We start from the raw sequence: 25,672 nt of genomic DNA, 5'->3' as shown, positions 1-25,672 counted from the left end.
TATCGCGTTCCCTGGCATTCAGTATGTCACTGATCGCCGATCAGCAGTATCAGGCGTGGCTTGATCCTGGTGATGGCGTTTTGTTCGCTCACGAGGATTCGTGTGCGCTGGTGATCGTTCGAGGGGAGCGCATTATGTCTGATTCCCTGTTCGATTTCGCTGCCGTCTGGGCAGAGCGTATGTGGCGGCATCCTTCTGAACGGCTTGATCCGGCGAAGGATCGGGCGTTCTGGCAGGAGTATGCGGAGCGCTACGATGAGCGCGCCGGTGATACTGCTGCTATTGCGCAGACGCTGGCGATCATCGGCGACCTGCTGCACCCCGATGATACGCTGCTCGATGTGGGTGCGGGAACCGGGCGTTTCACGCTGCCCCTTGGAGCACGGGTGCGCCATGTGACCGCGCTGGATCAGTCGTCGGCAATGCTGCATGTGCTCAGGCGCAAGGCGTATGCGCGAGGAATCACGAATATCACGCTGCTCGAAGCCGACTGGCAGGATGCAGTGGTCGAACCGCACGATGTTGTACTTGCCGCCTGGTCGCTCTATCGCCTGGTTGATCTGCGTGCAACGCTGGAAAAGATGGTTACCGTTACGCGTCGCGCGTTGGTGATCGTCAGCGGCGTTGGCAGCAGTCCGCCACACCGTTCGCTGATCGAGGCGATCTGTGGGAAGTGGACGGAGTCGCTGGATCCGAATCACTTGTTGATTGCAGGAACACTCTGGCAGATGGGACTGCTGGCAGACGTGCGGGTTGTCAGTGAGACCCGTGAGATCGTCGGTTCGACGCCATACGCTGTTGCGCAACTGCTCGCGCCGGATGCATCTCCTGATGCGCTCGATGCTCTGGAGGAGGGCTTGCTGCCGCTTCTACAACGCTGCGAGAACGGATGGCGCTACGCTTATCCGCAGATGGTCGGCATCGTGGTGTGGCTTTCGGGCAGTACGCTGTCCGTGTCGGTTTAGTGCTGCATCATTGGATACATAAAGGAGGTTCACATGATTGCACGGTTGACGCTCCGCGACGTCGTCTTCCTCGCAGTTGTCGCCGCCTGTCTGCTCGCTGTCAGTTTCCTGGTTGTGCCGCTGGTTATCAGTCTTCCAATCCCTGGCATTCGTTCGCTGGCGCCCTCGCCTTTCTACGGTTTGCTGCTGGCAGTTGCGCTGCTCAAGGTGCGCCAGCCCGGTACACTGTTCGTTGTCGTGAGTCTCGTCGGTCTGGTGCTGTTGATGATGGCATGGGTGATGTTTGCGATCAATGTTATTGCGGGGGCGCTGGCAGAGCTTATTGTGCTTGCAGTGTTCCGATCCTATCAGCGCAATGAGGCGGTACTGCTGGCGGCTGGTCTGTATATGCCGCTGACCGTGCTGGTCGGTCTGGGTATCGGCGCGGTGGTTGGAGGTCCGACGATTGCGCGGTTCCTGATGAATCCGTGGCTGATTGTGCCGGTTCTGGGCGCAACGGCGCTCTTGAGTTTTATCGGCGCCTGGGCAGGGTTGCGTCTGGGGCAGGAGTTGCGGGTTGCGGGTGTGCTGCGGGCGTAAGGAAGGGCGTGTTCGATGTTCCAGCGACTATGGCTTGCATCCGTGGCGCAGCCGCTGCATCCGCTGCTCAGCGTCGCCTGTGCGGCGGTTGCGCTGACGTTTGGGTTGCTGCTGCGCGATGCAACCACGCTACTGACGTTTGTTGCGGGGTTGGGGTTGATCTTCATGATGGTTGGCTACGGAGTGTTGTTAGCCCGTATTGCGCGGATCGTCATCCCGCTGGCGGCGCTGATCGGTGTACTGGCTGCACTGTTCGGCGGCGGAGTGTCTGGTGGTCTGATGACGTTCGGTAGGATCAGTCTGCTCGGTTTGACGATTGCGTTTGCCTGGACGATCGATCCGACGCAACTGGCGCGCGCATTGCGGCAGGCGGGCGCGCCGCCGCTTGTTGCCCTGAGTCTGCTCATTACGGTACGCTCGATTCCGACACTTGTCGGCGAGGCGGTGCGCATCCGTGATGCGATGCGGGTGCGCGGATTGTCGCTGCGACATACGCCGCTTCGTATTCTCTATCGCGCGCTGGTTGTGCCGCTTCTGATCCGGGTCCTGACCCTATCGGAGAGTCTGGCGCTGGCGCTGGAAACGCGCGCATTTACCGGCGATCCATGCGCGACGATCTATCGTCCGGTCGCCCTGCACGGGCGCGATTACGCAACACTGGCGCTGATGGTGATCCTGATGAGCGGAGTGGCAGGCGCACAATGGCTCTTCAACTGACCATTTCTCATCTTCGTTTTCGCTACGCAACGGCAAGCGAGTGGGTGCTTCAGGATGTGAGTCTTGATCTGCGCGGCGGTGAGTTTGTTGTGATTGCGGGAACGAGTGGCGCTGGAAAATCGACACTTCTCAACTGTGTCAACGGCAGTGTGGTCGTTTACGGTGAGATGCATGGACAGATCGCACTCAACGGCGTCGCCCTCACCGGTCAACCCGTCGCGCAGATTGCCCGATCCATCAGTACGGTGGCACAGGACGCCGAGGGGCAGATTGTGACGTTGCGTGTGGAGGATGAGATCGCCTTCGGATGTGAGAACCTGGGTTTCACGCCTGAAGCGATTCAGCAGCGGATTACCCGCAGTTGCGCGCTTCTTGATCTCAATCCCGATCAGGCGACCTCCACGCTGTCCGGCGGTGGTCAGCAACGCCTGATCACTGCAGCGGCGCTGGCGATGGGAACGCACGTGATCCTGCTTGATGAGCCGCTTGCGAACCTTGATGCGGTTGGCACAGCGCGCCTGCTTGATACGCTGCGCGATCTGGCGTCGCACGGCGCACTCGTGATCGTCGCCGAGCATCGTCTCGATATCATTCTCCCATACGCCACACGCCTGATCTGGATCGAGGATGGGCGGGTGACGCTGGATCTGCCGCACGATGAGGCGCTACACTATGTCGAGCGTCTCATTCGCCACACGAACATTGTCTCTGCTTCCAACCGGCACATACCGTCGGACATAGCCATCGAACTGGATTCGGTAAGCGCCGGGTATGCTGCCGTACCGGTATTGCGTGACATCACGCTGACCGTGCGGCAAGGCGAGCAGATCGTTGTGCTCGGCGAAAACGGATGCGGCAAAACGACGTTGCTGCGCGTCATTGCGGGTTTGCTCAAGCCGCAGCAGGGGCAATTGCGCTACAGTCTGGATCGTCATCGACCGCTGCTGCGCCAGATCGGGTATGTGTTTCAGAATCCGAACAGTCAGTTGTTCATGGATAGTGTGCGCTCCGAGATAGCAGTGCAGGCGGAGAGTCCTGCGCTTGCAGAAGAGGTCATGGAGCGTTTCGGATTAATGCCGCTCGCCGGTCGTCACCCGCATGCGCTGAGCACCGGTCAGAAGCGATTGGTAGCAGTGGCGGCGATGGTCGCAATGCGCCCTGATATCCTGTTGCTCGATGAACCATCGGTCGGTCAGGATGCCGGAGGAGTCGAGCGTATGCTTGCGGCGCTCGGCGCATTACGGCAGCAGTGGGGATTGACGCTGATCGTGGTGACACACGACTGGCGGTGTGCCAGCGCCTTCGGCGAGCGGGTGATCTGGATCGAAAAGGGCGCCATTCACAGGGATGGCAATGCGTCGGTGTTGCCCGATTACTTTTTGCGCGCCTACCCATGCCGGGATGAGGTGAACAGATGAGCACGGTTACGATTATTTCCGTCAGCGCTGTCGGGTTGAGTCACATGCGGGCGTTGGGGCTGCGATCACCGTGGCGTGAGCGACTGAACCTGCGGTTGCAGTATATCGGGCGTGACGCTCTGCACCCTGCGGATTGGGAACCGATCATCGCAGCAATCCAGGGCGCCGATATCCTGTTGCTCGATTTGATGGGTGCACCCAAAGACCTGAGCAGCGCACTGGTTCAGCAGATTACCGGTTTTACCGGTCCTGTGGTCGTGCTCAATGGTGACAGTATGGCGAGCCGTGCTCTGACACGTCTGGGTGGATTTTCAATGGCGGGCATGGCAAAGGAGAGCGAAACAGGAGAACCGCCGTCGCTTGATGCAATCCAGCGCATGATGGCAATGATGGAGAAGGTTGGGACACTCCTGCCGGTTGGGAAATTGCGTGACATGCGCAACTATCTCTGGCTGGTCAGGTACTGGCAATTTGCCAACCCGGAGAATTGTGAACAGATGCTGCGCCTGCTAGCGCGCGATTATCTGGGGCAGGGCGATCTGCCAAAGCCGGAGCCGCCGCAAACCCTGGAGCAGGTTGCCATCTATGATCCTGTTGCGCATCGTATGTATCCCGATCTGCGCCGTTATCGCGCGGAGGTTCCTGCTCAGCCTCATCGACCGAATGTAGCGGTTCTTTTTCGAAATACCACCTATCCGGTTGACCTCTTTCCGATCGCCGGTCGGTTGTGTCAACGCCTGCAATCGGTCTGCAACGTTGTTCCAATTGCCATATCCCGCGCGGTTGGGAATGATCTGGAGCGCTTACGTGATCTTCTTGCAGCGGATGGTCAGCCGCAGGTCGATCTGATCATCAACCTGCTCGCCTTTCGGTTGGGGCAGGGACCAATGGGCGGCGATCCGGAAGGGGCGATAGCCCTGCTCCGTGCGCTCAATGTTCCGGTGCTGCATCCCTTTGTATTGACAAAGCGCAGCGTTGCCGACTGGCAGGCGGATGATCAGGGAGCGCAGGTGGGCGAGTTTCTGGTTTCGATCTTTCTCCCGGAACTCGATGGGTGTATTGAAACGTATCCGATTGGAGCGATGCAACCGAACGGGCTGGGTTTTGAAGAGGCGACCCTGATCGAGGAGCGCGTTGAGCGCCTGATTGCCCGTGTGCAACGCTGGATTGCGTTGCGCAGGAAACCGAACGCTGAGAAGCGGGTGGCGATCATCACCTACGATTATCCTCCAGGGGAGGGAAATGTTGGGTGTGGTGCGTTCCTCGACAGTTTTGCCTCGCTGGCGGCGATCCTTCGGCATCTGGCAGACAACGGGTATACGGTGACACCCTGGGATGTAACCGAACTGAAAGAGCGCTTCGTTGCCGATGGGCAGATCAATACGCCGCAGTGGAAACAGCCGCATCGCACTGATGACTACGTCGTTATTGAACCGGCAGTGTATCAAGCCCTGACCCGCGACTGCCCGCAGTGGAACACGATCCGCACCTTCTGGGGCGAAGCGCCAGGGCAGATCATGCGCGAAGGAGCGGGTGTTCGGATACCGGGCATCCGTAACGGCAATATCTTTCTCGGCGTTCAGCCGTCGCGTGGTGCAGGCGAGCAGCACGTTCAGCAGTACCACGACACGCGCCTGCCGCCGCACCACCAGTATGTAGCATTCTACCGCTGGCTCGAAGAGGTGTTCCGCGCTGATGCCATCATTCACCTCGGCACGCATGGCACGCTGGAGTTTCTACCCGGCAAAGAAAAAGCGGTTTCGGGCGCATGCTTTCCAGACTATCTGATCGGCAACGCGCCCCACTTCTACGTCTACTACAGCGGCAACCCGACCGAGGCGATGATTGCGAAGCGTCGGACGCACGCGACCATCATCAGCCATCTGCCGCCGCCCTTCATCCGCAGCGATCTCTATGGCGACCTGTCGGAGTTGCGTGCGTTGATGAGCGACTATGTGCAGGCGGGCAATCTCAACCCTGAGCAACAGGCATCGATCCTGGACAGATTGACGGATCGCGTTCGACGTCTGGGATGGACGTGGGAAGGCATTGAGGCGCTCGAACAGACCCTTTACGAATACGAAAGCAGCCTGATACCAGGTCGACTGCACTGCTTTGGGCAGCGCTACACCGACGAGGAAGTGCGTGAGTTCCTGATCCAGACATTGCGCACTGCCGATGGGGAGCGTCCTTCGTTGTTCGAGTTGCTCTGCCGCGACAGACGCCTGGACTGGAGGGCGATCTGGGAGTCACCGGAGCGCCATGCGGAAGTGCTGGCACAGCTGGAAGACGATGCACGCGCCTGGGTGCAGGAGTATGTCATCGAAGGACAACGGTTCTCACGGCGGGAGCAAGAATGGCAGCAGGTATACGTTGCTGCCTGTGCTATCCGCGATGGTTTGCAGCAGTGCGATGAGTTGGGCGGGTTGGTGCACGCGCTGTCGGGCGGCTACTTGCCTGCTGGCATGGGAGGCGACCTTTTCCGCTCGCCGGATATTCTGCCGACCGGACGCAACATGGTGCAGTTTGATCCGCGTCGTGTGCCAACGGATGCAGCACTGGCACGAGGTGCGGCAATCGCTGAAGCGACGCTTGAACACTATCGGCAAACTCACGGCAGATATCCGCGTCAGACTGCGGTGATCCTCTGGGGATTGGAGACCGCCAAGACGCAGGGTGAGACGATTGGACAGATCCTTGCATATCTCGGCGTGCGGCGTGTCTGCCGTAGTGTATGGGAAACGCGGTTGGAGATCATCCCGCTGGCGGAATTGAAACGTCCCCGCGTGGATGTCACCATTCAGATGTGCGGCTTCTTCCGCGACATGTTCCCTAACCTGATCGAACTGCTCCAGGAGGCAATTTCACTGGTTGCTGCGCAAGATGAGGACGACGACCACAACCCTGTTCGTTGTCACACCCGTCGTCTCTACAACGAACTGCGCGCACAGGGGGCGTCCCACAACGATGCTGAAGACCTGGCGACTGCGCGGTTGTTTGGTCCGCAAAATACACTGTACGGCGCAGGCGTCGATCAGTTGATCAAAAGCCAGGCATGGCAGAATCCGGCGGAGCTTGCGGCATGCTACACCGACAGTCTGCGCTATGTCTACACGCGTCGGCGGTATGGCGAGGCGATGCCGCACCTTCTCAATGCTCAACTCACGCATGTCGAACTGATCAGCCAGGTACGCAGTTCACGCGATTACGAGATGACCGACCTGGATCACTACTACGAGTTTTATGGCGGATTAGCATGCAGTGTCAAAGCAGCAACCGGGCGTCAGGCGCACCTGATGGTGGCTGATACGACTGAAGGGCGCATTCGTGCAGAACCGTTGCAACGCGCCATTCAGCGCGGCTTGCGCACCCGCCTGCTGAACCCGCGCTGGCTGGATGCGATGCTGAAGCACGATTATCACGGTGCGCAACAGATTGCGAAACGCCTGGAGCATATGGTTGGTCTGGCTGCAACGACGGAGGCAGTCGATCCGGCGCTCTTCGAAGCCGCCAATCGCTGCCTGATCGCCGATGAAACGCTGCGCAAACGGATCGAGCAGAACAACCCTTATGCGCTGCTGGAGGTTGTGGATCGTCTGTTGGAGGCGCATCATCGCAAGTACTGGCAACCTTCGGATGACGACCTGGCGCGGCTGCAGGCGCTCCGTGGTCAACTTGAGGATCGGTTGGAGGGGATCGGTGTTCCACAGGATGCCGGTTCTGCCTGAGAACAGCATCACTCGTCAGTTTTGAATGTACATACGTGAAATCCTATCCTGTCGGAGACTCGGCGCCGGCGCAGTGACCGGCATCGGCAGCCTGCCGCATACCGATGCTGAGGCGGCCGTGCGATTGGTTGCCGAAGTCTCGCCGGAGATTCCCTTCTGGCCCCAACTGCCACAGCGCGCAGTGGAGGAGCGCATGGTCGAGCAGGTGTTGACGCCGGTTTGCGATCTGCTGGCGCCGCGCCGCGACTCGTATGGGTATGCGCTTCTCCGGGCGGATCGGCGCGCCGATCTGATGGCCCGTTTTGAGTGTGCGCAGGCAGAACTTGCACCGTTCGCCGCCGCCGGGTTCTTCGCATTTGAGCGTGCGCTGGCAGATGGCGCATTTCCGCGCGCCGTCGCCTTGAAGGGGCAGATCATCGGTCCGGCGACGCTGGCGGCGCTATTGTTCGTTGATGGGCAGCCATTGGTGAACGATTCGGCTGCACTGGATGCGGCAGGCAGCTACATTCAGCGCCTGGCGATCTGGCAGATCGAACGATTGGCGCGCTGGCGCACGCCGGTGCTGCTCATGCTCGACGAGCCGTACCTGGCGTTGCTTCCGCAACGCGACGCCACGGGGGAGGCGATGCGCGTGGTGCAATCGGTTGTGCGCGGCATTCAGGCGACCGGTGCGCTGGGTGGGATTCACTGCTGTGCGCTCCTGCCGGACGGTACGCCGCCCGTAGCGCTCCTGTGCCGGACCGGTGCGGATGTTGTGTCGTTCGATGCGTACCACCGGGTTGCGTCGTGGTGTGCCGATCCGGATGTGTGCGCTTTCGTGAAGGAGGGCGGCATCCTGGCGTTTGGGCTGGCGCCGACGACACTTGATCTCTCCGGGGTGGGCAGCGCCGATCTGCTGACGCACTGGATCATTGCCACTGCCGGATGTGACAGGCAGGTTGACATGGCGCGTCACACGCTGGTGACGGCGACGTGCGGCTTGGGATTGCTTTCTGAAGATGCAGCGCGCCAATCGTTCCGACTGGCGCGCGATGTGGCCGGTTTGATCGGGCGTATGCCAGGTTTGGAGGCACACGGGCAGGGTGAACGCTCACCACGGTGAGCCGCGCACCTGGCGTCGCTCCGGCTCGCGCGACCGGGGGAGCGGGATGTACTCGACCGATGGGCGGCGCTGGGCGGTTTGCGGGTACAACCCCATCAACTGATAGATGAGCGGCGGCATATCGGTGCTGACCGGCAAGCCGAGTTCGCGCGCTTCGCGGACGCTGATCGGATAATCGTGCGTCCAGACGCCGGTTGCCAGCATCGTTGCAATATGTTCCGCCGGTTCGGCGCCCATGCGGTCTGCCAGCAGTTCAATGACTGTCGCTTTCACCTGGCGAATGGCTTTCTCGGCGATGTCGGCCATGATCAGGGTCTCGTCGTCGATTTCGCTGATCGGTTTGCGTTCGAGCACCTTAAGAATCGAGGCCGCCGGTTGCTGTCCCAGTTGCGGGTCGACCGGTCCCAGGACGGCATTTTCGTCCATCACAATCTCATCGGCAGCCAGGGCGATCAGCGTACCGCCCGACATGGCGTAGTGCGGCACAAACACGGTGACCTTCGCCGGATGCTTGCGCAGCGCACTGGCGATCTGTTCGGCGGCCAGCACCAATCCGCCCGGTGTGTGGAGCACCAGGTCGATTGGAACGTCCCTGTCGGTCATTTTGATCGCCCGCAACACGGCTTCCGAGTCGTCGATGTCGATGTAGCGTACCAGCGGAAATCCGAGCAGGCTGAGCGTTTCCTGCCGGTGGATCAGTACGATGACGCGACTCTGCCGTTGTTGTTCGATGCGTTCGAGCAACCGCAGGCGTCCGGTCTCCAGCATTTTCTGACGGATGACCGGTTGCAGTGATGAGATAATGAGAAAGATCCAGAATAGCCCAATCAGATCCACGTGCAACCTCCACACTCACCAGGGCCAGTACTCGTCTGCATAGACTCGTCGCTGGTAGCGACGCTGAATGAACAGCCCGACAAGCACAATACCGGCGACGAACCCGCCGGCATGCGCCCACCATGCCACACCGCCAAACCCCTGCGCGCCAATGATGATCGCCAGTGTTCCATTCAGCAACTGGGAAAGGAACCAGACGCCCAGGTAGATAACTGCGGGAATTTCCACAAACCACGGCAGGAAGAAGATCGGGATCAGGGTGATTACCCGCGCTGTAGGGTAGAGAACCAGGTATGCGCCGAGCACTCCGCTGATAGCGCCACTCGCGCCGATGGTCGGAATGCGCGAATCCGGATTGAAAAAGACGTGGGTCAGGGCGGCGATCAACCCGCAGATGATATAGAATGTGAGATAGCGCCCGCCACCCATCCGATCCTCAACATTGTCGCCAAAGATGAAGAGCGCCAGCATATTGCTCAGCAGATGCGACCATCCCCCATGGAGAAACATTGATGAGAAGAGGGTCGCAATCTGGTCGGGTCCTGGATTCGCCAGCAGACGCGCTGGCACAACGCCGAACGTTGCAACCAGCCATTCGGCGTCCGTTCCGAGCGCAACTTCGATCAGGAAGAATGCAACATTTGCGATGATGAGCATCCAGTTGACAAACGGAAACGAGCGCGAATGAATAGTGTCATAGAGAGGGATCATGGGCGTATCTCAGAGAGAAATAATAAGTCGAGACGCATGTATCATTCCCGCGTCTCGACCCACTCTGCTTCGATCCAGACGGATGTGCGCTCGACACGATGGCGTTCCGACAGTTCCATCCTGAGTTGCGCGACTTCGTTTTGCAGAGCGACCAGGCGACGGCGCATCTGGAGGATGACATCGACAGCCTCGTGGGAGAGACCGAGCGTGTCGATCAGGCGACGCACCCGTCGCAACTCGCGCAGGTCGGTTTCGGTTGGTTCCGGTAGTGTCCCGATCAGCCCCAGATCGATCAGTTCCTGAATCACCTCAACCGGCAGACCTGTCTGTGCTGCCAGCGTCTCAGGATTGATACGGCGGATCAGCATATGATTGCTCCTGATACAACACGTGCGACTCCAATCTCAGCGCGTCCCGATGCTCAAGAGCGCCCACAATAGCACGGCGCCGATCAGGATGGCGGTCAGCGTCACCGTCCATGTTATTGCAACGGACTGTTGTGGTGTCAATCGTCGTGGCATGTCGGTCACCCTTTTTTTTTGCCACCCCGTTCTCGCACAAGAGAGCGAATAGTCTCGACATCAGCATCGCTGAGTGTGTCGGGCAGCACCAGTTTTACCCGCACGAACAGGTCGCCGCGCTCAGAGGGACGTTCGAGGCGCGGCATCCCCTTTCCGCGCAGGCGGAACACCTGATCCGCCTGCGTTCGCGGCGGTATCTTGAGCATCACCGATCCATCGATCGTCGGAACGCGCACCTCGCCGCCAGCAATCGCAGTAAAGCAATCCAGCGGCACGGTGGTTGTCAGATCGTCGCCATCGCGCTCAAACTGCGCATGGGGCAGGACGTTGATCAGCAAATAGAGATCACCGGGCGGTCCGCCAGCAATACCGGGTCGTCCCTGACCTGCAAGGCGCACCCGGGTGCCGGTGCGAGCGCCAACCGGGATTTTCGCCTCGATGCGTCGATTCCCGACCTGGAGCGAGCGCGTTGTGCCGTGAAACGCCTCTTCGAGCGAAATATCGACCGGGAACTCGATGTCGCGTCCCCGTTGCGGACCTCGCGGCGCCGCCGTGCGCGGTTGACCGAAGATCGAGCCGAAAAAGTCCGAAAACGGACTTTCGCTTCCGAAGAGATCTTCCAGGTCCTCCGGCGATACTGTGTAGGTATACACCGTCTGACCGGGGGCGGTCTGCCATGGACCCCAGTCGAACTCGCCGACGCCGCCACGCTGCTGCCAGCGCTGGTACTGCTCGCGCAACTGGTCGTATTTGCGGCGACGTTCCGGATCGCTGAGCGCTTCGTAGGCTTCGTTGATCTCTTTGAAACGCTCTTCCGCCTGCCGGTCGCCAGGATTGACGTCGGGATGGTACTGACGCGCGAGTTTACGGTATGCCTTCTTGATGGTCTGTTCGTCGGCATCGGGAGAAACGCCGAGCACAGCGTAGTAATCTTTGAAATCCATAGGATGATCTGCTCTTCGGTCGAGATACGGAAGCATTATACCCGATTGTGTGGGTATAGATTATGATAAGGAATAGATGCACGTGAATTGAAAGGATACTGGTATGCGCATTGTATCGCTTCTTCCTTCCGCAACGGAAATTGTCTGCGCTCTGGGGCTGGCGGATATGCTGGCAGGCGTGTCACACGAATGCGATTACCCGCCTGATGTTGTTGCCGATCTGCCACGGGTGACGTCTTCCGCCATTCCGCACGGGTTGACAAGCGCCGAGATTGATCGGGTGGTCAGCGCGCGACTGGCGCGCGGCGAGAGTCTCTACCTGCTCGACGAATCACTCCTCGCCGAATTACAGCCCGACCTGGTGATAACGCAGGAGTTGTGTGATGTGTGCGCCGTCTCGTTTGCCGATGTCTGCTCGCTGGCGGCGCGGCTGCCGGGCAACCCGCGCATCGTTTCGCTGGCGCCGCCGAACCTGGATGGCATCTTCAACGATGTGTTGACGATTGCTGAGGCGGTTGGGATGCCGGAGCGCGGCAGGCGTCTCAATGAGCGCCTGCGTCAGCGACTGGATCGCGTTCGCCGCACTGTCGCCGGTCAACCACGTCCCGGTGTGGTGGCGCTGGAGTGGCTCGACCCGCCGTTTGTCGGCGGGCACTGGGTGCCGGAGATGATCGATCTGGCGGGAGGGCGCGATCTGCTGGGCCGCGCCGGGGAACGTTCGTTTCGGGTGCGCTGGGAGGATGTGATCGGTGCGCAACCCGACGTCATCCTGCTCATTCCCTGCGGTTACTCCGCCGAAGCCGCGCAACAGGAGTGGGATGCGCTGCCGCGTCCGCCGGGCTGGTTCGACATCCCCGCAGCGCGCGCCGGTCGGGTGTACGCGCTGGACGCGAATGGTTACTGCTCACGTCCGGCGCCGCGTGTGGTGGAAGGGATCGAACATCTGGCGCGCCTGCTGCATCCGACGTGTTTTGTGCAGGAAGGAGATGAGCGATGAGCGCCGCTGACCGTGCCGAAACGCGCATGGTTTTCCCGGTTTTTCCGGTCGATACCAACCACTACCGCACCCTGTTCGGCGGCAAGGCGGTTGCCTGGATCGATCAGGCAGCGTTCATCTGCGCGACGCGCTGGTGTCGGCGCAAGGTTGTGACGGTGCGGATCAGTGAAGTGAACTTTCACCATCCGATCCGTGAGGGGTCGATTGTCGAAGTGATCGCTCGTCTGGTGCGCACCGGACGGAGTTCGATGCAGATCGCGGTGGATGTCTGGTGGGAACCGATGGATTATGAAGAACGGGTGCTGGCGTGCCAGGCGACGTGTGTGCTGGTCGCGCTCGATGACAACAATCGCCCGGTCGCTGTGCCGCCGCTCACGGAGACAATGTCGTGACCCTCATGATCGTTCATGATGCCCTTGGGCGTCGTCTCGACGTGAAACATCCGCCGCAGCGCATTGTGTCGCTTGTGCCAAGCCTGACCGAGTGGTTATTCACGATTGGTCTGGGTGCGCGCGTGGTTGCCGTGACCGACTACTGTATCGAACCGGCGGCGGCGCTTGCTGGCGTGCCACGCATTCGCGGCACGAAGAATCCTGACCGGGCGCGGATCGTTGCGCTGCAACCCGATCTGGTGATCGCCGATCAGGAAGAGAACCGTGCACGTGATGTGCAGGCATTGACCGCAGCCGGAATTCCGGTGTATGTCACCGCGATCCGCAGTGTTGCCGATGTACCGGTGCAGTTCGAGCAGCTTGCCGCCGTCCTGGGGGCGAGCGATCAGGCAGCGCCAGGTCTTGCGGCGTTGCGCCAGGCGCTGAAGGCGACGGATCGGCGCCCGACGCGACGGATTCCGACGCTCACCTTCATCTGGCGCGACCCGTGGATGGCAGTGGGCGCGGAGACTTATGCGGGCGATCTGCTGGAACGGTGCGGCGCGGAGAACCTGGGACGTCGCCTGCCGGGGCGATACCCGCGCGCTCCGCTGGAAACATTCATGCGCCTGCAGCCGGAGGTGATTCTGCTGCCGGATGAACCGTATGCGTTCAGCCAGCGTGATTTTGACGCATTTGAGGTATATCATGATGTTCCGGCAGTCCGTGATGGGCGTGTCCTGCTGTGCGACGGTATGGCGCTGACCTGGCCCGGTTTGCGCGCCCTTGCAGCGTTGCGCGACATTGCTGCCCTGATCGATCCTGACACACGCGGTTGCGATGCGCCGGATTGACGCCTTCAGCAGGACCGGCTCAACCGTGGAACATCGTCTTGCCGCTCCGGTCTCTGGGATCGGGCGGCAACCCCAGATAACGCTGCCGCAGATCATCCCACAGCGCCAGGCGTGACCAATCGGGTTGCTTGAGGAAGCGCATATCGTCTGACAGAAATGGATTGGGCAGGAAGATGTAGATCTGGTTTTCGTCTTTGCCATTGAAGAGGCGGAATCCCCAGCTCCCTACTGTGCCATCGGGGTTGAGCCGACGGTAGAACTCAGCGCGCGCGGTGCGACGGTGGCGCGCGAGTTCCGGATCGACCGGCTTGTTTTTGCTGCCTTTGTGCTCGCCGATGCAGATGTGGAAGTGCCACGCGCCAAAGTCGACGGTCAGGTAGCCATCGAGCATGCCGATCTTTGTCGGCGGCGCTGTGGCTTTGATCTCGAACACCGATCCCTGGATGAGCGGACCGAAGTGGATCTTGTCCCAGTGATCGCGGAAGAATTCGGTCATCAGCGCGACCAGGGTCTCTTCTTTCGGTTCCAGCGGAAAGATTTCGAGTGTTCCGTTGCCAGGCTCTTCGACGATCCGCGGCTCAAGCGCAGCAGTCATGCCCCCCTCCTTACATGCGTGTTGCGGGAATGCCTGAAGCAGTCCCGCGAATAATCCAGCGTTGACCGATCATTGAGAGTATGCGCTACCCCTCAATGCGACGCACCAGCGCGACCAGATCGCGCAGCGTCTGAACGTGCTGCGGTGCGTCGCCGTTCCTCCGCACTTCCCAACACGGTTGATACCCGTCGCCGGTGACTGTGATACGTAATTCGACTGGCTCATCAGGGGTGACCGCTGCATAGCCAGCACGTTCGAGGGCGCGGGCAGTCCACTCGCGCACCACCCCATCGCCCATCAGCGCGATACGACGCTGGGTTGGCGGATGGATGCGGAAGTGCCCCTCATGGCGGTCGAAACTGATCCCTTCGGTGGCGAAGGTCGCCTCAAATGCTCCGCCGAGCACCAGGTCTTCCGGGGCGCCGGCATGCACGCCGCCGCCAGGCGCCATGAGCCAGAGGAGATCAGCGCTGCGCAGCGCCAGGTCGAGGTCGTGGGTCGAAAGGATCATCGCCCGCTGTGTTTCGTGCGCCAGGCGACGCAGCAGGCGCATGATCTCGACTCGTCGCGGCAGGTCAAGGAAGGCGGTCGGCTCATCGAGCACCACGACCAGCGGTTCCTGCGCCAGGGCGCGCGCCACCATCACCCGTTGCCGTTCGCCGTCGCTCAGTTCGTGCACCAGTCGTCCCGCCAGGTTGACCGCATTGACTGCCTCGAGCGCCTGCCGCACGATCGCCTCATCATGCGGCGTCAGGCGTCCGGTCCAGTCGGTATGCGGGTGACGCCCCAGGGCAACCAGCGCGTAGACGGTCAGTTGCCCGACCTCGACGCGCTCGGTCAGCACCACGCTCACACGGCGGGCGATCTCACGAGCGCTCAGCGTGGAGAGATCGACGCCATCGAGCCATACCCGTCCATCCAGTGGCGGTTGCATCCCCACCAGCGTGCGCAGCAGGGTTGACTTTCCCACGCCGTTGGGTCCCAACAGGCAGACGACTTCACCCGCGTGGAGGGTCAGGTTCAGGTTGCTGGCAACGATCCGTCGTGGACCACGGCGAGGGGCATAGCCAATGCTCAGGTGTTCGGTTGCAAGAATCGCTCTGCTCATACGCCAAATGTTCCTCTTTCGACACCGCGTCGCAGCAAGATCCAGATGACCGTCGGCGCGCCGATGAGTGCAGTGATGGCATTCAGCGGCAGCACAACACTCATCCCCGGCGCCTGCGCGAACAGGTCTGCAAGCAGCGCAGTCGTCGCACCGACCAGAATGCAGGCGGGGATCAGCAGCCGGTGATCGGCGCTGCGCAGCAGCGCCCGGCAGAGGTGCGGAATGGCGATGCCGAGGAAGGCGATCGGTCCGCAGAATGCTGTCACTGCCCCGGCGAGCAGGGCGCTGCTGGCGACAATGCCGGTCCGCGCCCGTCGGATGTCCACCCCCAGGCTGCGGGCGTATGCTTCGCCAAGCAGGAGCGCATTGAGCGATTTCGTGAGGATGAGCGCCAGCAGTAGCCCGATGCCCACGACGGGCGCAAGCACGTGCATCCGACTCCAGGTGACCCCGCCAAAACTGCCGAAACCCCACGCGATATACGCCTGAATGCGTTCCGCAATGCTGAAGTAGAGCAACAGGCTGACAATCGCGCCGGCGATGTAGCCGATCATCAATCCCAGAATAAGCAGCGTCACGCTGTTCTGCACCCGCTGCGCCAGCGTCAGCACCAGCGCCAGCACTGCACCGGCGCCAATGCTCGCGGCGGCTGCCAGACTCAGATTGCCGATCAGACCGGTGACTGCAAGCAGGGTGGTGTTGGCGACGCCGACGCTCAACACCACCAGCGCGACTCCCAGGCTGGCGCCGGAACTGACGCCGAGCACGAATGGATCTGCCAGCGGGTTGCGGAACAGGGTCTGCATCTGCAACCCGCTGACGCCGAGCGCTGCGCCGGCCAGCGCTGCCGTCAACGCCTTCGGCAGGCGAAAATCGTAGATGATGGTTGTCCAGCTGGCGCGCTCAGCCTGCCCGCCGAGCAGGATCGTCAGCACCTGTTCCAGAGGGATGCGCACCGACCCGAAACTCAGGCTGAGCAGGAACGCCAGGATCATAACGCCGCACATCGCCGCCAACGCCAGCGGACGCAATCCCAGACGGGGCCAGGACGCAATCGGCGTCGGCGTGACCGGTTCCCGGAACGTGTCTGTTATGCTGCGTTTCTGTGCCATCTTCAATGTCTGCCTCAGCGCGACTCCGTCTCGTCGGTAAACAATCGGTGAAAGATATACTCCTCGACGGGTCTGTTCTGTTCCAGATGCTCGTGTACAATCCGTTCAAGCGCCCCTTCATCGACGTGGTGGTACCAGATGCCATCGGGGTAAACAACGGCGATTGGACCACCGGAGCAGACACCCAGGCAGGGTGTCGTGCCCCGTTTGACCCGACACGGATTCTCATAGCGCCCCAGCGGACCGAGCAGGCGTGCCAGAAGCGCATACAGATGGATAGCCTGCCCCTGCGGATCGCAGAAGCGTCCGGTGCAGATGAAGATGTGGCGCGCATACCGGTTCATATGGGGCTTCTGCATGCGATCCTCTATGGTGTCAGTTGCTGGTAGAAATACAACTCGTGGTCTGGCAACAGTTCCGGATGGAAAATCTTGATCAGGTCCGCCAGCACCAGGTGCGGGTTCGTTACGCCGGTTTCCCAGTAGTCGTTGCCGCCGTTCTCGTTGAGGCGCTTGTTGTTGTTGAAGACGTTGCCGTTCTGGAAGGCGGCGAACCCGGTGAGGCGCTCATCTGCCGCCTTGATTTCGGACAGACTCTTCCATGAACCCGGATTCAGCCAGAAATCGGCATTGCGGGCACGCTCGAACACCTCTTCAAAACTCAGCGGCTGGCTCCCGGTTGAGGTGTCATCCGCCCAGAGGTAGTCGGCGCCGGCGTCAGCCAGCAGTTGGGCGACGTAGCTTCTGCCCCCCGGCATATACCACGTCCCCTGGAACGGCGCATCGCCGAACACCGTCGGTCTGGTTGCAACGTTGCGCGCTTTCGCGGCTATCTCCTTGTAGCGGCTCACAATCGTGTTGTAGACCTCAGTCGCCTTTGCTTCCCGGTTGAAGAATGCCGCCGTGAACTTGATCCACTCGGCGCGTCCCAGGGGCGACGTTTCCATGTACTCGCTGTTCAGCACGACCTTCAGGTTGGCTTCGAGCAATTTGGGGTGAGCATCGTATTCCGGATTGCCGACGCCATAGGTCATGATCAGGTCTGGCTGCAGGTCAAGCGCCTGTTCGACGTTGACCTGCCCGCCGCCGCCGATCTCGACGAGTTCGCCGGCTTCGATCTTCTTGCGCACATCGGGGTTGTTGATGTACAGGAAACTATCAACGCCGACCAGTGTATCGAGCACGCCCAGTTCGCTGAGATGCGGCAAATGCGTGGTGGACATGGTGATGATGCTGTTCACCGGAACTTCGATCACCAGCGCATCACCCGTCTCCGTCGGCGGGGGTGTGCCGCATTGCACCAGGACGTAGCGGAACTGCACATCGGCGTTGCGCCAGGGGTTGAGCACGGTAATGACTTTGTAGTTGTTGAAGTACTCGATTGTCCAGCCAACCGAATCGCTCAGGGTGACTTTTTCGGGGAAGTAGTCAATTTCTGGATCGTAGTCGGTGACGCATCCTTCGGTCAGATTTGCAGCTGGCGCTGATGGCGCCGCAACGGTTGGCGCTGCTGTGGGTTCAGCCGGTGGTGCAGCGGTTGGTGCGATGGTTGGCGCGCTCGTCGGCGCCTGAAGTGCATTTGTTGGTGTTGGCGCTGCGGTTTGCTGACCGCTGCACGCGATCAGCGCCGTCGCCAGCAGCAAGAGAGTTATCCAGCGGGATACTCGTTGCATGTGCTTCCTCCACACGGGTTTCAGCAAACCGGTTCTACCGTCCGCCAATGGGTACAGAACACACGGGCAACGTCCGGAAACGCGCTCATCTGCGACTCCGGCGCTCATCTCGTGAGGCGTTGCGATCTGATACGCCGATCAGTCGCCAGAGCCATGCACATCTGGCATGCTCGTGGTGCAACTGTTCTATCAGCGTCCAGGCATACGATGTGGGCAGCCATCCGAGCAGCGCCAGGTCTTGTTCGATGCGCAGCAGACGTTCCTGGCAGTGTGCGAGTTCGCGGTGCAGGTCATCGTCGTCGTTCTCACTCACAGGCGTGAAACCTCCGCTTGCGCGACGCAGACGGCGCTCCGCACCGGCATCGTTCCACTGCCCGTCAACGAACCGCCCCGGTCTCTTCCGAGAACCGGGGCGACATGACCTGCCCACTGTGCAGAGAAAGGGGCGTCAGGCATGTTCTCCTCCCTGGCTCGAGAAGGGTCGAACACATTCAACATCGCGGCAGGCGTCCTGGCTTCCGGTGATTGTCACCGGTTACAGTTGCGGCACAGCGCTGGACTTACACCAGCTTCCACCTTTACGCCCTGGCATCCGGGCCTGCGGGTCACCGCGATGGTATTCACTTGAGAAAGGTGTTGAGATAATAGCACATCTTCATCAGGTGTGCAAGTGAGGGTTCAAAACAGGGACAGTTGCTCGCCGTCATCGGTTGCGCTATCCCACGGCAGCGGCGGTACGCCGGGTGCGCCTTCAAGACGGCGTTGCAGCGCGCGACAGAGGAGTGGCGACTCGCGTTCTACAGGACAGTGCATAAAGAAAAAAACGGTCGTGCCTTCCGCGATCCACGTGCGCAATCGCGCTGCCCATTCGTCGAGCAGCGGATCGTTCCGTGCCACATCGGGATGGCCGATGTAGCGTATCAGTGTGAACGATGCGCTTCGGAGCGGGTGAAGCGGCACATCCGGCTTGTTGTCACGCGCGCGGCGCAGATCGTCATCCGCGCCGGGCAACGGTCCCAGGTCGAGCGGGCGCACATCCATCAACACTCTCCCGACGCCGTGACGTTCCAGCAACGCCATGAGCGCCGCTTCTTCCTGTGGGGTATACCAGTCGCTGTGGCGCACTTCGACAGCCAGCGGGATCGCGGGAGACCATGCCTGCAACCATGCGGCGAGATCGTCGATCTGGCGCGGTGTATAGCCTGGCGGAAGTTGCAGGAAGAACGGTCCCAGTCGCTCGCCGAGCGGCGCCATGCGTTGGACAAACGTCTCCGTCTCGCGCATCCGTGCCATCAGCGGTCCCTGGTGACTGACATCGCGCGGGAGTTTGAAGCAGAACCGGAACGATGGCGGTGTTTCGTCCGCCCATCGCCGTACCGTTTCGGCAGACGGCGTGGCGTAAAAGGTGGTATTGCCTTCAACGGTTGTCAGGCGTCGGCTGTAGAGGCGCAGATAGTCGGCGCTGCGCGCATTGCGGGGGAAGAGAACACCGCTCCAGGATGGGTGCGCCCAGACTGCGCAGCCGAGATAGAACCGTGGTTGGTCGCTGGTGGACGTCATACCTCACCATCCCGGCGGAGTCTGGCGATGCCATTGCGTTGCGTTCTCGAAAGCCCTGCCTGCGCGCAGCACCCGCGCTTCGTTCCAGGGCGCGGCAACGATCTGCAACCCGATCGGCAATCCTGCGGCGCTCAGACCGCACGGCAGCGAGAGCGCAGGGAGACCGGCGAGATTGAACGGCGCGGTGCAGCGGGTCAACTGACGCGCCGCTTCGATTGAATCCAGCCCTTCGATGACCGGCGCAGTGATCGGTGTGGCAGGCGTCAACAACAGATCGAACTGATCGAAGAGGCGTTCCAGGCGTCGGCGCCATTCGCTCTGAAAGCGACGCGCCAGGATATACTCGGTCGACGTGAACTGTGCGCCACGTTCCATACGCGCCAGTACATCGGCGCCGAACCGGTGCGGGTGATCGCGCAGACGGTCGCGGTGGAATGCGGCTGCATCGCTGGTTGTCATCAGCGCGTTCATTTGCGCTGCTTCACGCCCCTGGCTGAGATCAACCGCTTCCACGCGGGCGCCCAGTTCCTCGAAAACGGTTGCCGCGCGACGGACGGCGGAGATCACCTCCGGATCGGCTTCACCGAAGTGTGCATCGGTTGCCAGGGCGATACGCCATCCGGTCACGCCTGCATCGAGCGTTGCGAGCAGATTATCGACCGGCAGCGCAACGCTCACCGGATCGTCCGGATCATATCCGGCAATTGCCTGGAGCAGCAATGCGGCGTCGGTCACGGTGCGCGCCATCGGTCCGGCGTGGTCGAGGTTCCAGCTCAGCGGAATAACCCCTTGCAGGCTTACCCGCCCAAAGGTTGGCTTGAGACCAACGATACCGCAGAGGGACGCCGGAATACGGATGCTGCCGCCGGTATCGCTGCCCAACGCGCCCATGCAGAGACCGGCTGCCAGTGCGGCAGCGGCGCCGCCGGACGAACCGCCGGTGATTCGTGATGGATCCCAGGGGTTGCGCGAAGGACCGTAGTGCGGATTGATGTTGGTCACTCCCAGCGCCCACTCGTGCATATTCAGTTTACCGAGGAGCACTGCGCCTGCCTGGTAGAGCAGCGTCACAGCGCGGGCATCGGTGTCGGGGACGCGGTCGGCGAAGAATGTCGAGCCAGCGGTGGTGCGAATGCCAGCAGTATCGTACAGGTCTTTCAGCGCAAGCGGGATGCCGTGTAACGGACCGCGCCGGATGCCGCGAGTCAGCTCAGCATCGGCAGCGCGCGCCTGTGTGAGCGCGTGGTCAGAAGTGATGGTGATGAAACTGTTAAGGCGGGCGTCGTGGGCGTCAATCCGACGCAGGTGCGCTTCAGTCAATTCGACTGCGGCGATCTCACGCCGCGCCAGCAGATCGGCGGCTTCGGCGATTGTCAGATGGGTGAGATCGGACATGGCAGACGTTCCTCCTGTCCCTGCTGTTGCTGCATTCCCGTTGAGTAGGTGTTGATCGAAATTGTGGTCTTTGAATACATAATCCGGTATAGCCCGCGCAGGCGGGCTTTGCCCTGCATAGCCGAGGGCGTATGGTCTTTGAGTAATTATTCCACTATAGCCCGCGCAGGCGGGCTTCGCCCTGCATAGCCGAGGGCTTCAACCCGACGGCACGAGGCGCATACCGGATTTAATGCTCAATCTCCATCAGCCCGACAGCAAGAGGCGCATACCGGGTTTAAGTTGCTCAATCTCCATAATTTCGGCGAACTGTTGCGGTCTCCCCGTGTAGCTTACAGGACGCCTGCCGAAATGCATGTCGGCGAACTGTCGCGGACGCCTGGCGTGGCTCACAGGACGCCTGCGAACCCTGCTTGTTGACAGAGCACAGCGACTCATGCTTCATCAGGAGGCTATCACCTTCAACCATGCTTCGAGCTGGCGGGTCTGCTCATCGGTTGGCGCCTCGACCGGTGCGATCGTGAGGGTGTCGGGTGGCGCTTCGGCGAGCTGCAGCGGAACGTGGAGGAGATCGTCGCGCCGGAACAGGCTGAACACAACTGTCTGTCCTGGTTGTCGCTCCGCCATCCGCGCCTTGAGGCGCTCTTCGTCAATTCGGACACCATCGAGAGCAATCAGTTCGTCGCCAGCGTAGATCCCGGCAGCTTCGCCGGGTCCGCCCGCCAGGACGACCGATACCTTGAGGCGACCATGCTCGGTCTTGAGACGCAACCCGTGCCATGCTGGCAGATGATCATTCTCTTTTTCAAGCGTATGTCCCCACACGAGGTGCAATCCAACTGTTTCGAAGGCGCGTGCATAATCAAGCTCGCCTGTGCCGGATACTGCATGCGCCAGGAATGTCCGGTACGCGCCGTCTTCCTCGCCAGCGACGGTTTCGACTGCGCGGCAGAAGCCGTCGTCGTCATCGAAACCGGGGCGCTTCACCCGATCGCCGCTGTAGAGGTCGTGCACGTGGTCATCCGCATATTCCGCATAGAGGTGGCGCATCACATCGTCGAGCGAACGCGCGCCGCCGGTGCGCCGTCGGATTTCCAGGTCGAGCAGGAGCGCAACCAGGCTCCCCTTCAGATAGTACGAGACGCTGCTGTTGGGTCCATTCTCATCGGGGCGGTAGAACTTGATCCAGGCGTCGAAACTGCTCTGTTCGAGCGACTGCAACGCGCGTCCCGGTTGACTCTGCAACAGTTTGATATCGTCAGCGATCGTTTCGAGATAGCGTTCGCGGCTGATCAACCCGGCGCGCAGGAGGATCAGGTGATCGTAGTAACTGGTGATGCCCTCCATCACCCATAACTGACGGGTATAGTTTTCGCGGGTGTAGTCGAACGGTCCCAGCGGTGCGGGGCGAATGCGCTTGACATTCCAGACGTGGAAGAACTCATGGGCAGTGAGCGCCAGGAACTTTTCGTACGAACGTGCAGGACGGAATCCCCAGCGATCAACGATATTCGATACGCTGTTACGATGCTCCAGACCGCCATACCCGCCATCGACCAGGTGGACGATGAAGACGTAGCGACGGTATGGCAGGCGACCGAACATAGCGCGTGTGGTTTCAACAATGGTGCGTGTATCGGTCAGTATCCGCTGCTCGTCTTCGTTGCCGCGTCCCCAGAGCGCAATGTCGTGGGAAATGCCGTCCACCTCAAACGTCAGCACGCGGTGCGTGCCACACTCGAACGGTGAATCAGCCAGTTCGTCGTAATCGTGGGCGTGGAATGTGACCCATCCATCGTTTTGCTCCGGCGCAGGTGCGAGACCGGTCGTTATTCGCCATCCAGGAGGGGTCTGGACATGGACCAGGCATGGTTCATGAGCGTGACCGCAGCGATACATGAAGATATTAGAAGGATTGAAATAGCCATGCGTGTTGTCGAGGTGGCTGGTGCGGACGCTCAACTCGAACGCATAGACCTGATAGGTGACCCGGATGCGCCGGGCGGCGCCGTTTTCGATACGCCAGGTGGTTTTGTCGATCTTTCGCCATGGCAATGGCGCGCCCTGATCGTCCGTGACGGCGAATGATTGTACATGGCGCGCATAATCGCGGATCAGGTACGATCCTGGCGTCCAGGCAGGAAGCGCCAGATCGAGGGTTGGTTCTTCGATGGGATGGATATCCAGCGCCACATCGTACAGGTGGGTGTTGGGGCGCAGCATTGAGATGAAATACATTATTGTCATGGGCGCTACTTCACTCCTGTGATGTCGGCGGCACAGGAGCGACATCATCGTGCGTAGTCGCGCATTCAGGCGGTTTCAGACGGTATATGGGGCGAACAGGCGCACGAACAATCGCTCGAACTGTGGAGAGTCGGCATCGATCCGCTCATAGAGATCGACGACCCGCGCAGCCTGATCGCGACGACGCCACATCTCGCGCGCGAAGCGATCATCGATGTTGCGTTCCGCACGCAGGAAGGCGTAGAACTGCTTCAGGGACGTGCAGAGTTCGCGCGCTCCGCGTGGCGAGCTGCTGGCAACGCGACGAGGGTAGAAAAAGAACAGGCATTCATCGAGCGTCGCGTAGTTGCCTTCGGCGAGTGTCTGTGCATAATAGCTGGCCAGGAAATCGGCGTAGATCCACAGATCGCCGGTGCGACTGGCGGCCGTTGCCTCACTTTTGCCCTGCGCCAGAAGGAACGCATAGAAGCGCTCCATCAATTCGTGGCTGGCAGCCAGCGCCTCATCGCCGGGCGTTGGCTGGTCATCGAGCTCATCGTCCCAGGCATCGTTTTCATCGTCCCACTCCTGGTCGAGCGGCGATATGTCATCATCGGAAATGGCTTCCAGTTCGGGCAGTCCGCCGTTGAAGTCGGAGATGGTCGTATCCGAAGCGACATACGGCACAAGCGTTGCGAACAGGTGCGGATGATCGGGGAGCATGCGGTGAAAACGCGCCGCCAGAATGTTCTGGATCTCTTCATTGCTCTGGGCGTGACGCAGGCGCTCGATCTCGTCGGGGCTGAGCGCTGCCATCAGACGACGGGCGGCAGCGAGCAGTTCAGGGCGTTCGGCGATGAATTCGCGCAGATCATCGATCATGGGCAGTTCGTCGTCATCGATGCCCACATCCGCGAAGAGTGCATCGTCCTCGTCGATCATGTCCCACTCACTCTGGTCGTACTCGCCATTGCGCAGACGTTCCTCGATCTGCTCGACATAATCCTGGAGGGCGTTGATCGGGTCTGGCTGGACGACCGTTGTTTCGCCGGTGCGTGTATCGAAGACGACACGCGCCGTTGACGCACGCGGCGCAACCCCATTCCAGATCTCCTGCGCTGCCGCCTCGCGGCGACTCTCCAGCATGTCGTGTTGCAGTGCATCGATTGCTGCCAGCAGTTCGGCGTCGTGCGCTTCCCAGAAGTGTTTTTCCTGGTTGTCGAAGAGGTCGACCAGCGAATGATGCGTCCGATTGCTGAGGAACATACCGTTGATCAGGCGCAGCCGACGGTCGCTCATCACCAGTTCCTGCCAGGGTCGTCCCGCATATGTTGTGCGCCACGATGCCCGGGCATAGACCGGCAGCACTGCTTCGGCGGCGCTGATCGGGAGTGACCGGCTGGACAGAACGCGGGCAACGATTCCTTCAAGCAGTTCCTGCTCCTGACGGCGCGCCTCAATCGAAAGGACGGCTGAATACGGCTCACGTTGAAAACGGAGCGTCAGCGGCGATGTCTGCTCAATCGTCACCAGGATCGTATCGCCGTCGAACATGCCCTCCTGCTGCATCCAATCACCGATGTTAATCGCCGGTTGTTCCATCGGACCGAACAGATCATCGATCCGGGTGATAGCGTCAAATTGAAACCGGATTGGCGATCCACCGGTGTCGATCAGCACGAAGTCGGTGCGATTGAGCGGAACGAACGGGATCAATCGTGTACGCAGCAGCAGACCGGTCGCCATTTCGTGCGGATCCGGCGCAACCCGGAATCGCAATCCGGTCAGTGCGACGCGCAGGGGCAACAATTTGCCCTCACCGAGCCGCACCCAACCGACCTCGCTCGCCTGGAAGCGGAGACGTTCACGAATGCTGGCGAAAGGATCACGCGCCTGGCTTGGGCGCCGGTGCAACACACGTTCGTAGATTTCACGCTCAGCGACGACATCGTCGTATTCCTCAGCCAGTTCCATGAGAATGCTGGCGATGGTCGGTTCGCGCTGCGCCATGGTCGGGATGCTCCTGTCGTGCAGTTCTCTGGTAGCAATTATAGCACAGCGAGGGGAGACCGTGGATGAAGGTTGAATGTTGAAAAGGCGGATCGTTTCCCGGCACCTGGCTCGCGCTTCCCGGTTCCGGTTCGCTTGACAGTCTGCGCCATCACGGGTATAGTAACCCTGTCAACAACCTGCGACACCGGCAACTGATATGCTTGCAGCACCCCGCACGACGATAACCGCGACAACGACCCCGACGACC

General features: G+C 60.8%; 23 protein-coding genes and 1 riboswitch. Of the genes, 9 read left to right on the top strand and 14 right to left on the bottom strand.

The features are described from left to right. Positions 1-23 precede the first annotated feature (23 nt). Genes ROSERS_RS24275 through ROSERS_RS15930 form a run of 6 tightly spaced genes read left to right on the top strand, consistent with a single transcriptional unit; the run spans position 24 to position 8,509 of the window. Positions 24-965 (top strand): class I SAM-dependent methyltransferase, encoded by a 942-nt coding sequence (locus ROSERS_RS24275; RefSeq protein ID WP_049767530.1) that lies wholly within the window; start codon positions 24-26, stop codon positions 963-965. 33 nt (positions 966-998) lie between these two features. Next, entirely contained in the window at positions 999-1,544 is a 546-nt protein-coding gene (locus tag ROSERS_RS15950) for a hypothetical protein (RefSeq protein WP_011957809.1), read from the top strand. Between the two features lie 15 nt (positions 1,545-1,559). Continuing rightward, the gene (locus ROSERS_RS15945; RefSeq protein ID WP_011957808.1) at positions 1,560-2,261 is read left to right on the top strand and encodes an energy-coupling factor transporter transmembrane component T family protein; all 702 of its coding nucleotides are present in this window, start codon (positions 1,560-1,562) and stop codon (positions 2,259-2,261) included. Further along, a complete protein-coding gene (locus ROSERS_RS24270) occupies positions 2,246-3,679 on the top strand; it encodes an ABC transporter ATP-binding protein (protein WP_011957807.1) in 1,434 nt (477 codons plus the stop codon). The genes ROSERS_RS15945 and ROSERS_RS24270 overlap by 16 nt, the downstream gene beginning before the upstream one ends. Continuing rightward, positions 3,676-7,407 (top strand): magnesium chelatase subunit H, encoded by a 3,732-nt coding sequence (gene bchH / locus ROSERS_RS15935; RefSeq protein ID WP_011957806.1) that lies wholly within the window; start codon positions 3,676-3,678, stop codon positions 7,405-7,407. Before ROSERS_RS24270 ends, bchH begins: the two co-directional genes overlap by 4 nt. 25 nt (positions 7,408-7,432) lie before the next feature. Continuing rightward, a complete protein-coding gene (locus tag ROSERS_RS15930; protein WP_011957805.1) occupies positions 7,433-8,509 on the top strand; it encodes a hypothetical protein in 1,077 nt (358 codons plus the stop codon). On the opposite strand, the gene ROSERS_RS15925 is transcribed toward ROSERS_RS15930, so the two are convergent. The 4 genes from ROSERS_RS15925 to ROSERS_RS15910 all read right to left on the bottom strand — a co-directional run bounded on the left by ROSERS_RS15925 (position 8,498) and on the right by ROSERS_RS15910 (position 11,522). Continuing rightward, positions 8,498-9,346 (bottom strand): SDH family Clp fold serine proteinase, encoded by an 849-nt coding sequence (locus ROSERS_RS15925; protein ID WP_011957804.1) that lies wholly within the window; start codon positions 9,344-9,346, stop codon positions 8,498-8,500. The two genes, ROSERS_RS15930 and ROSERS_RS15925, sit on opposite strands and share 12 nt — an antisense overlap. A gap of 15 nt (positions 9,347-9,361) precedes the next feature. Further along, the gene (locus ROSERS_RS15920; RefSeq protein WP_011957803.1) at positions 9,362-10,057 is read right to left on the bottom strand and encodes a rhomboid family intramembrane serine protease; all 696 of its coding nucleotides are present in this window, start codon (positions 10,055-10,057) and stop codon (positions 9,362-9,364) included. Between the two features lie 41 nt (positions 10,058-10,098). Further along, on the bottom strand, positions 10,099-10,425 hold the full coding sequence (locus tag ROSERS_RS15915) for a chaperone modulator CbpM (protein WP_011957802.1): 327 nt from the start codon (positions 10,423-10,425) through the stop codon (positions 10,099-10,101). Positions 10,426-10,583: 158 nt separating this feature from the next. Then, positions 10,584-11,522 carry a DnaJ C-terminal domain-containing protein gene (locus ROSERS_RS15910; protein WP_041333871.1) on the bottom strand — a complete coding sequence of 313 codons (939 nt, stop codon included), beginning with the start codon at positions 11,520-11,522 and terminating at the stop codon, positions 10,584-10,586. 103 nt (positions 11,523-11,625) lie between these two features. Between ROSERS_RS15910 and ROSERS_RS15905 the strand changes: the two genes are divergently transcribed. The 3 genes from ROSERS_RS15905 to ROSERS_RS15895 are packed head-to-tail and all read left to right on the top strand — an operon-like array spanning position 11,626 to position 13,744. Then, positions 11,626-12,519 carry a cobalamin-binding protein gene (locus ROSERS_RS15905; protein WP_011957800.1) on the top strand — a complete coding sequence of 298 codons (894 nt, stop codon included), beginning with the start codon at positions 11,626-11,628 and terminating at the stop codon, positions 12,517-12,519. Further along, positions 12,516-12,911: an acyl-CoA thioesterase gene (locus ROSERS_RS15900; RefSeq protein ID WP_011957799.1), complete on the top strand. Its 396-nt coding sequence runs from the start codon at positions 12,516-12,518 to the stop codon at positions 12,909-12,911. Before ROSERS_RS15905 ends, ROSERS_RS15900 begins: the two co-directional genes overlap by 4 nt. A 5-nt stretch (positions 12,912-12,916) precedes the next feature. Beyond that, on the top strand, positions 12,917-13,744 hold the full coding sequence (locus ROSERS_RS15895; RefSeq protein WP_049767607.1) for a helical backbone metal receptor: 828 nt from the start codon (positions 12,917-12,919) through the stop codon (positions 13,742-13,744). Between the two features lie 19 nt (positions 13,745-13,763). Here the strand turns inward: ROSERS_RS15895 and ROSERS_RS15890 are convergent, their stop codons facing one another. The 10 genes from ROSERS_RS15890 to ROSERS_RS15845 form a co-directional block, all read right to left on the bottom strand. Then, positions 13,764-14,339 (bottom strand): DUF7676 family protein, encoded by a 576-nt coding sequence (locus ROSERS_RS15890; RefSeq protein WP_011957797.1) that lies wholly within the window; start codon positions 14,337-14,339, stop codon positions 13,764-13,766. A gap of 85 nt (positions 14,340-14,424) precedes the next feature. Further along, positions 14,425-15,447 (bottom strand): ABC transporter ATP-binding protein, encoded by a 1,023-nt coding sequence (locus ROSERS_RS15885; RefSeq protein WP_011957796.1) that lies wholly within the window; start codon positions 15,445-15,447, stop codon positions 14,425-14,427. After that, entirely contained in the window at positions 15,444-16,559 is a 1,116-nt protein-coding gene (locus ROSERS_RS15880) for an iron ABC transporter permease (protein WP_011957795.1), read from the bottom strand. The genes ROSERS_RS15885 and ROSERS_RS15880 overlap by 4 nt, the downstream gene beginning before the upstream one ends. 14 nt (positions 16,560-16,573) lie before the next feature. Then, complete coding sequence (locus ROSERS_RS15875) at positions 16,574-16,903, bottom strand: (2Fe-2S) ferredoxin domain-containing protein (protein WP_232282634.1); 330 nt, start codon at positions 16,901-16,903, stop codon at positions 16,574-16,576. A gap of 23 nt (positions 16,904-16,926) precedes the next feature. Beyond that, positions 16,927-18,231 (bottom strand): ABC transporter substrate-binding protein, encoded by a 1,305-nt coding sequence (locus ROSERS_RS15870; RefSeq protein ID WP_011957793.1) that lies wholly within the window; start codon positions 18,229-18,231, stop codon positions 16,927-16,929. A gap of 85 nt (positions 18,232-18,316) precedes the next feature. Beyond that, positions 18,317-18,544, bottom strand: coding sequence for a hypothetical protein (locus ROSERS_RS15865; protein ID WP_041333867.1), 228 nt, complete (start codon positions 18,542-18,544; stop codon positions 18,317-18,319). Between the two features lie 171 nt (positions 18,545-18,715). Further along, positions 18,716-18,859, bottom strand: a riboswitch (cobalamin riboswitch). Between the two features lie 50 nt (positions 18,860-18,909). Beyond that, entirely contained in the window at positions 18,910-19,791 is an 882-nt protein-coding gene (locus tag ROSERS_RS15860) for a DUF72 domain-containing protein (protein WP_011957791.1), read from the bottom strand. Between the two features lie 3 nt (positions 19,792-19,794). Next, the gene (locus ROSERS_RS15855) at positions 19,795-21,186 is read right to left on the bottom strand and encodes an Asp-tRNA(Asn)/Glu-tRNA(Gln) amidotransferase GatCAB subunit A (RefSeq protein WP_011957790.1); all 1,392 of its coding nucleotides are present in this window, start codon (positions 21,184-21,186) and stop codon (positions 19,795-19,797) included. A 444-nt stretch (positions 21,187-21,630) separates the two neighbouring features. Then, positions 21,631-23,433, bottom strand: a complete 1,803-nt coding sequence (locus tag ROSERS_RS15850; RefSeq protein WP_011957789.1) for a M61 family metallopeptidase — start codon at positions 23,431-23,433, stop codon at positions 21,631-21,633. Between the two features lie 75 nt (positions 23,434-23,508). Then, the gene (locus ROSERS_RS15845) at positions 23,509-25,422 is read right to left on the bottom strand and encodes a hypothetical protein (RefSeq protein WP_011957788.1); all 1,914 of its coding nucleotides are present in this window, start codon (positions 25,420-25,422) and stop codon (positions 23,509-23,511) included. Positions 25,423-25,672 lie beyond the last annotated feature (250 nt).

The organism is Roseiflexus sp. RS-1, assembly GCF_000016665.1.
Taxonomy (GTDB): domain Bacteria; phylum Chloroflexota; class Chloroflexia; order Chloroflexales; family Roseiflexaceae; genus Roseiflexus.
This window is presented reverse-complemented; position numbering and strand designations above follow the sequence as displayed.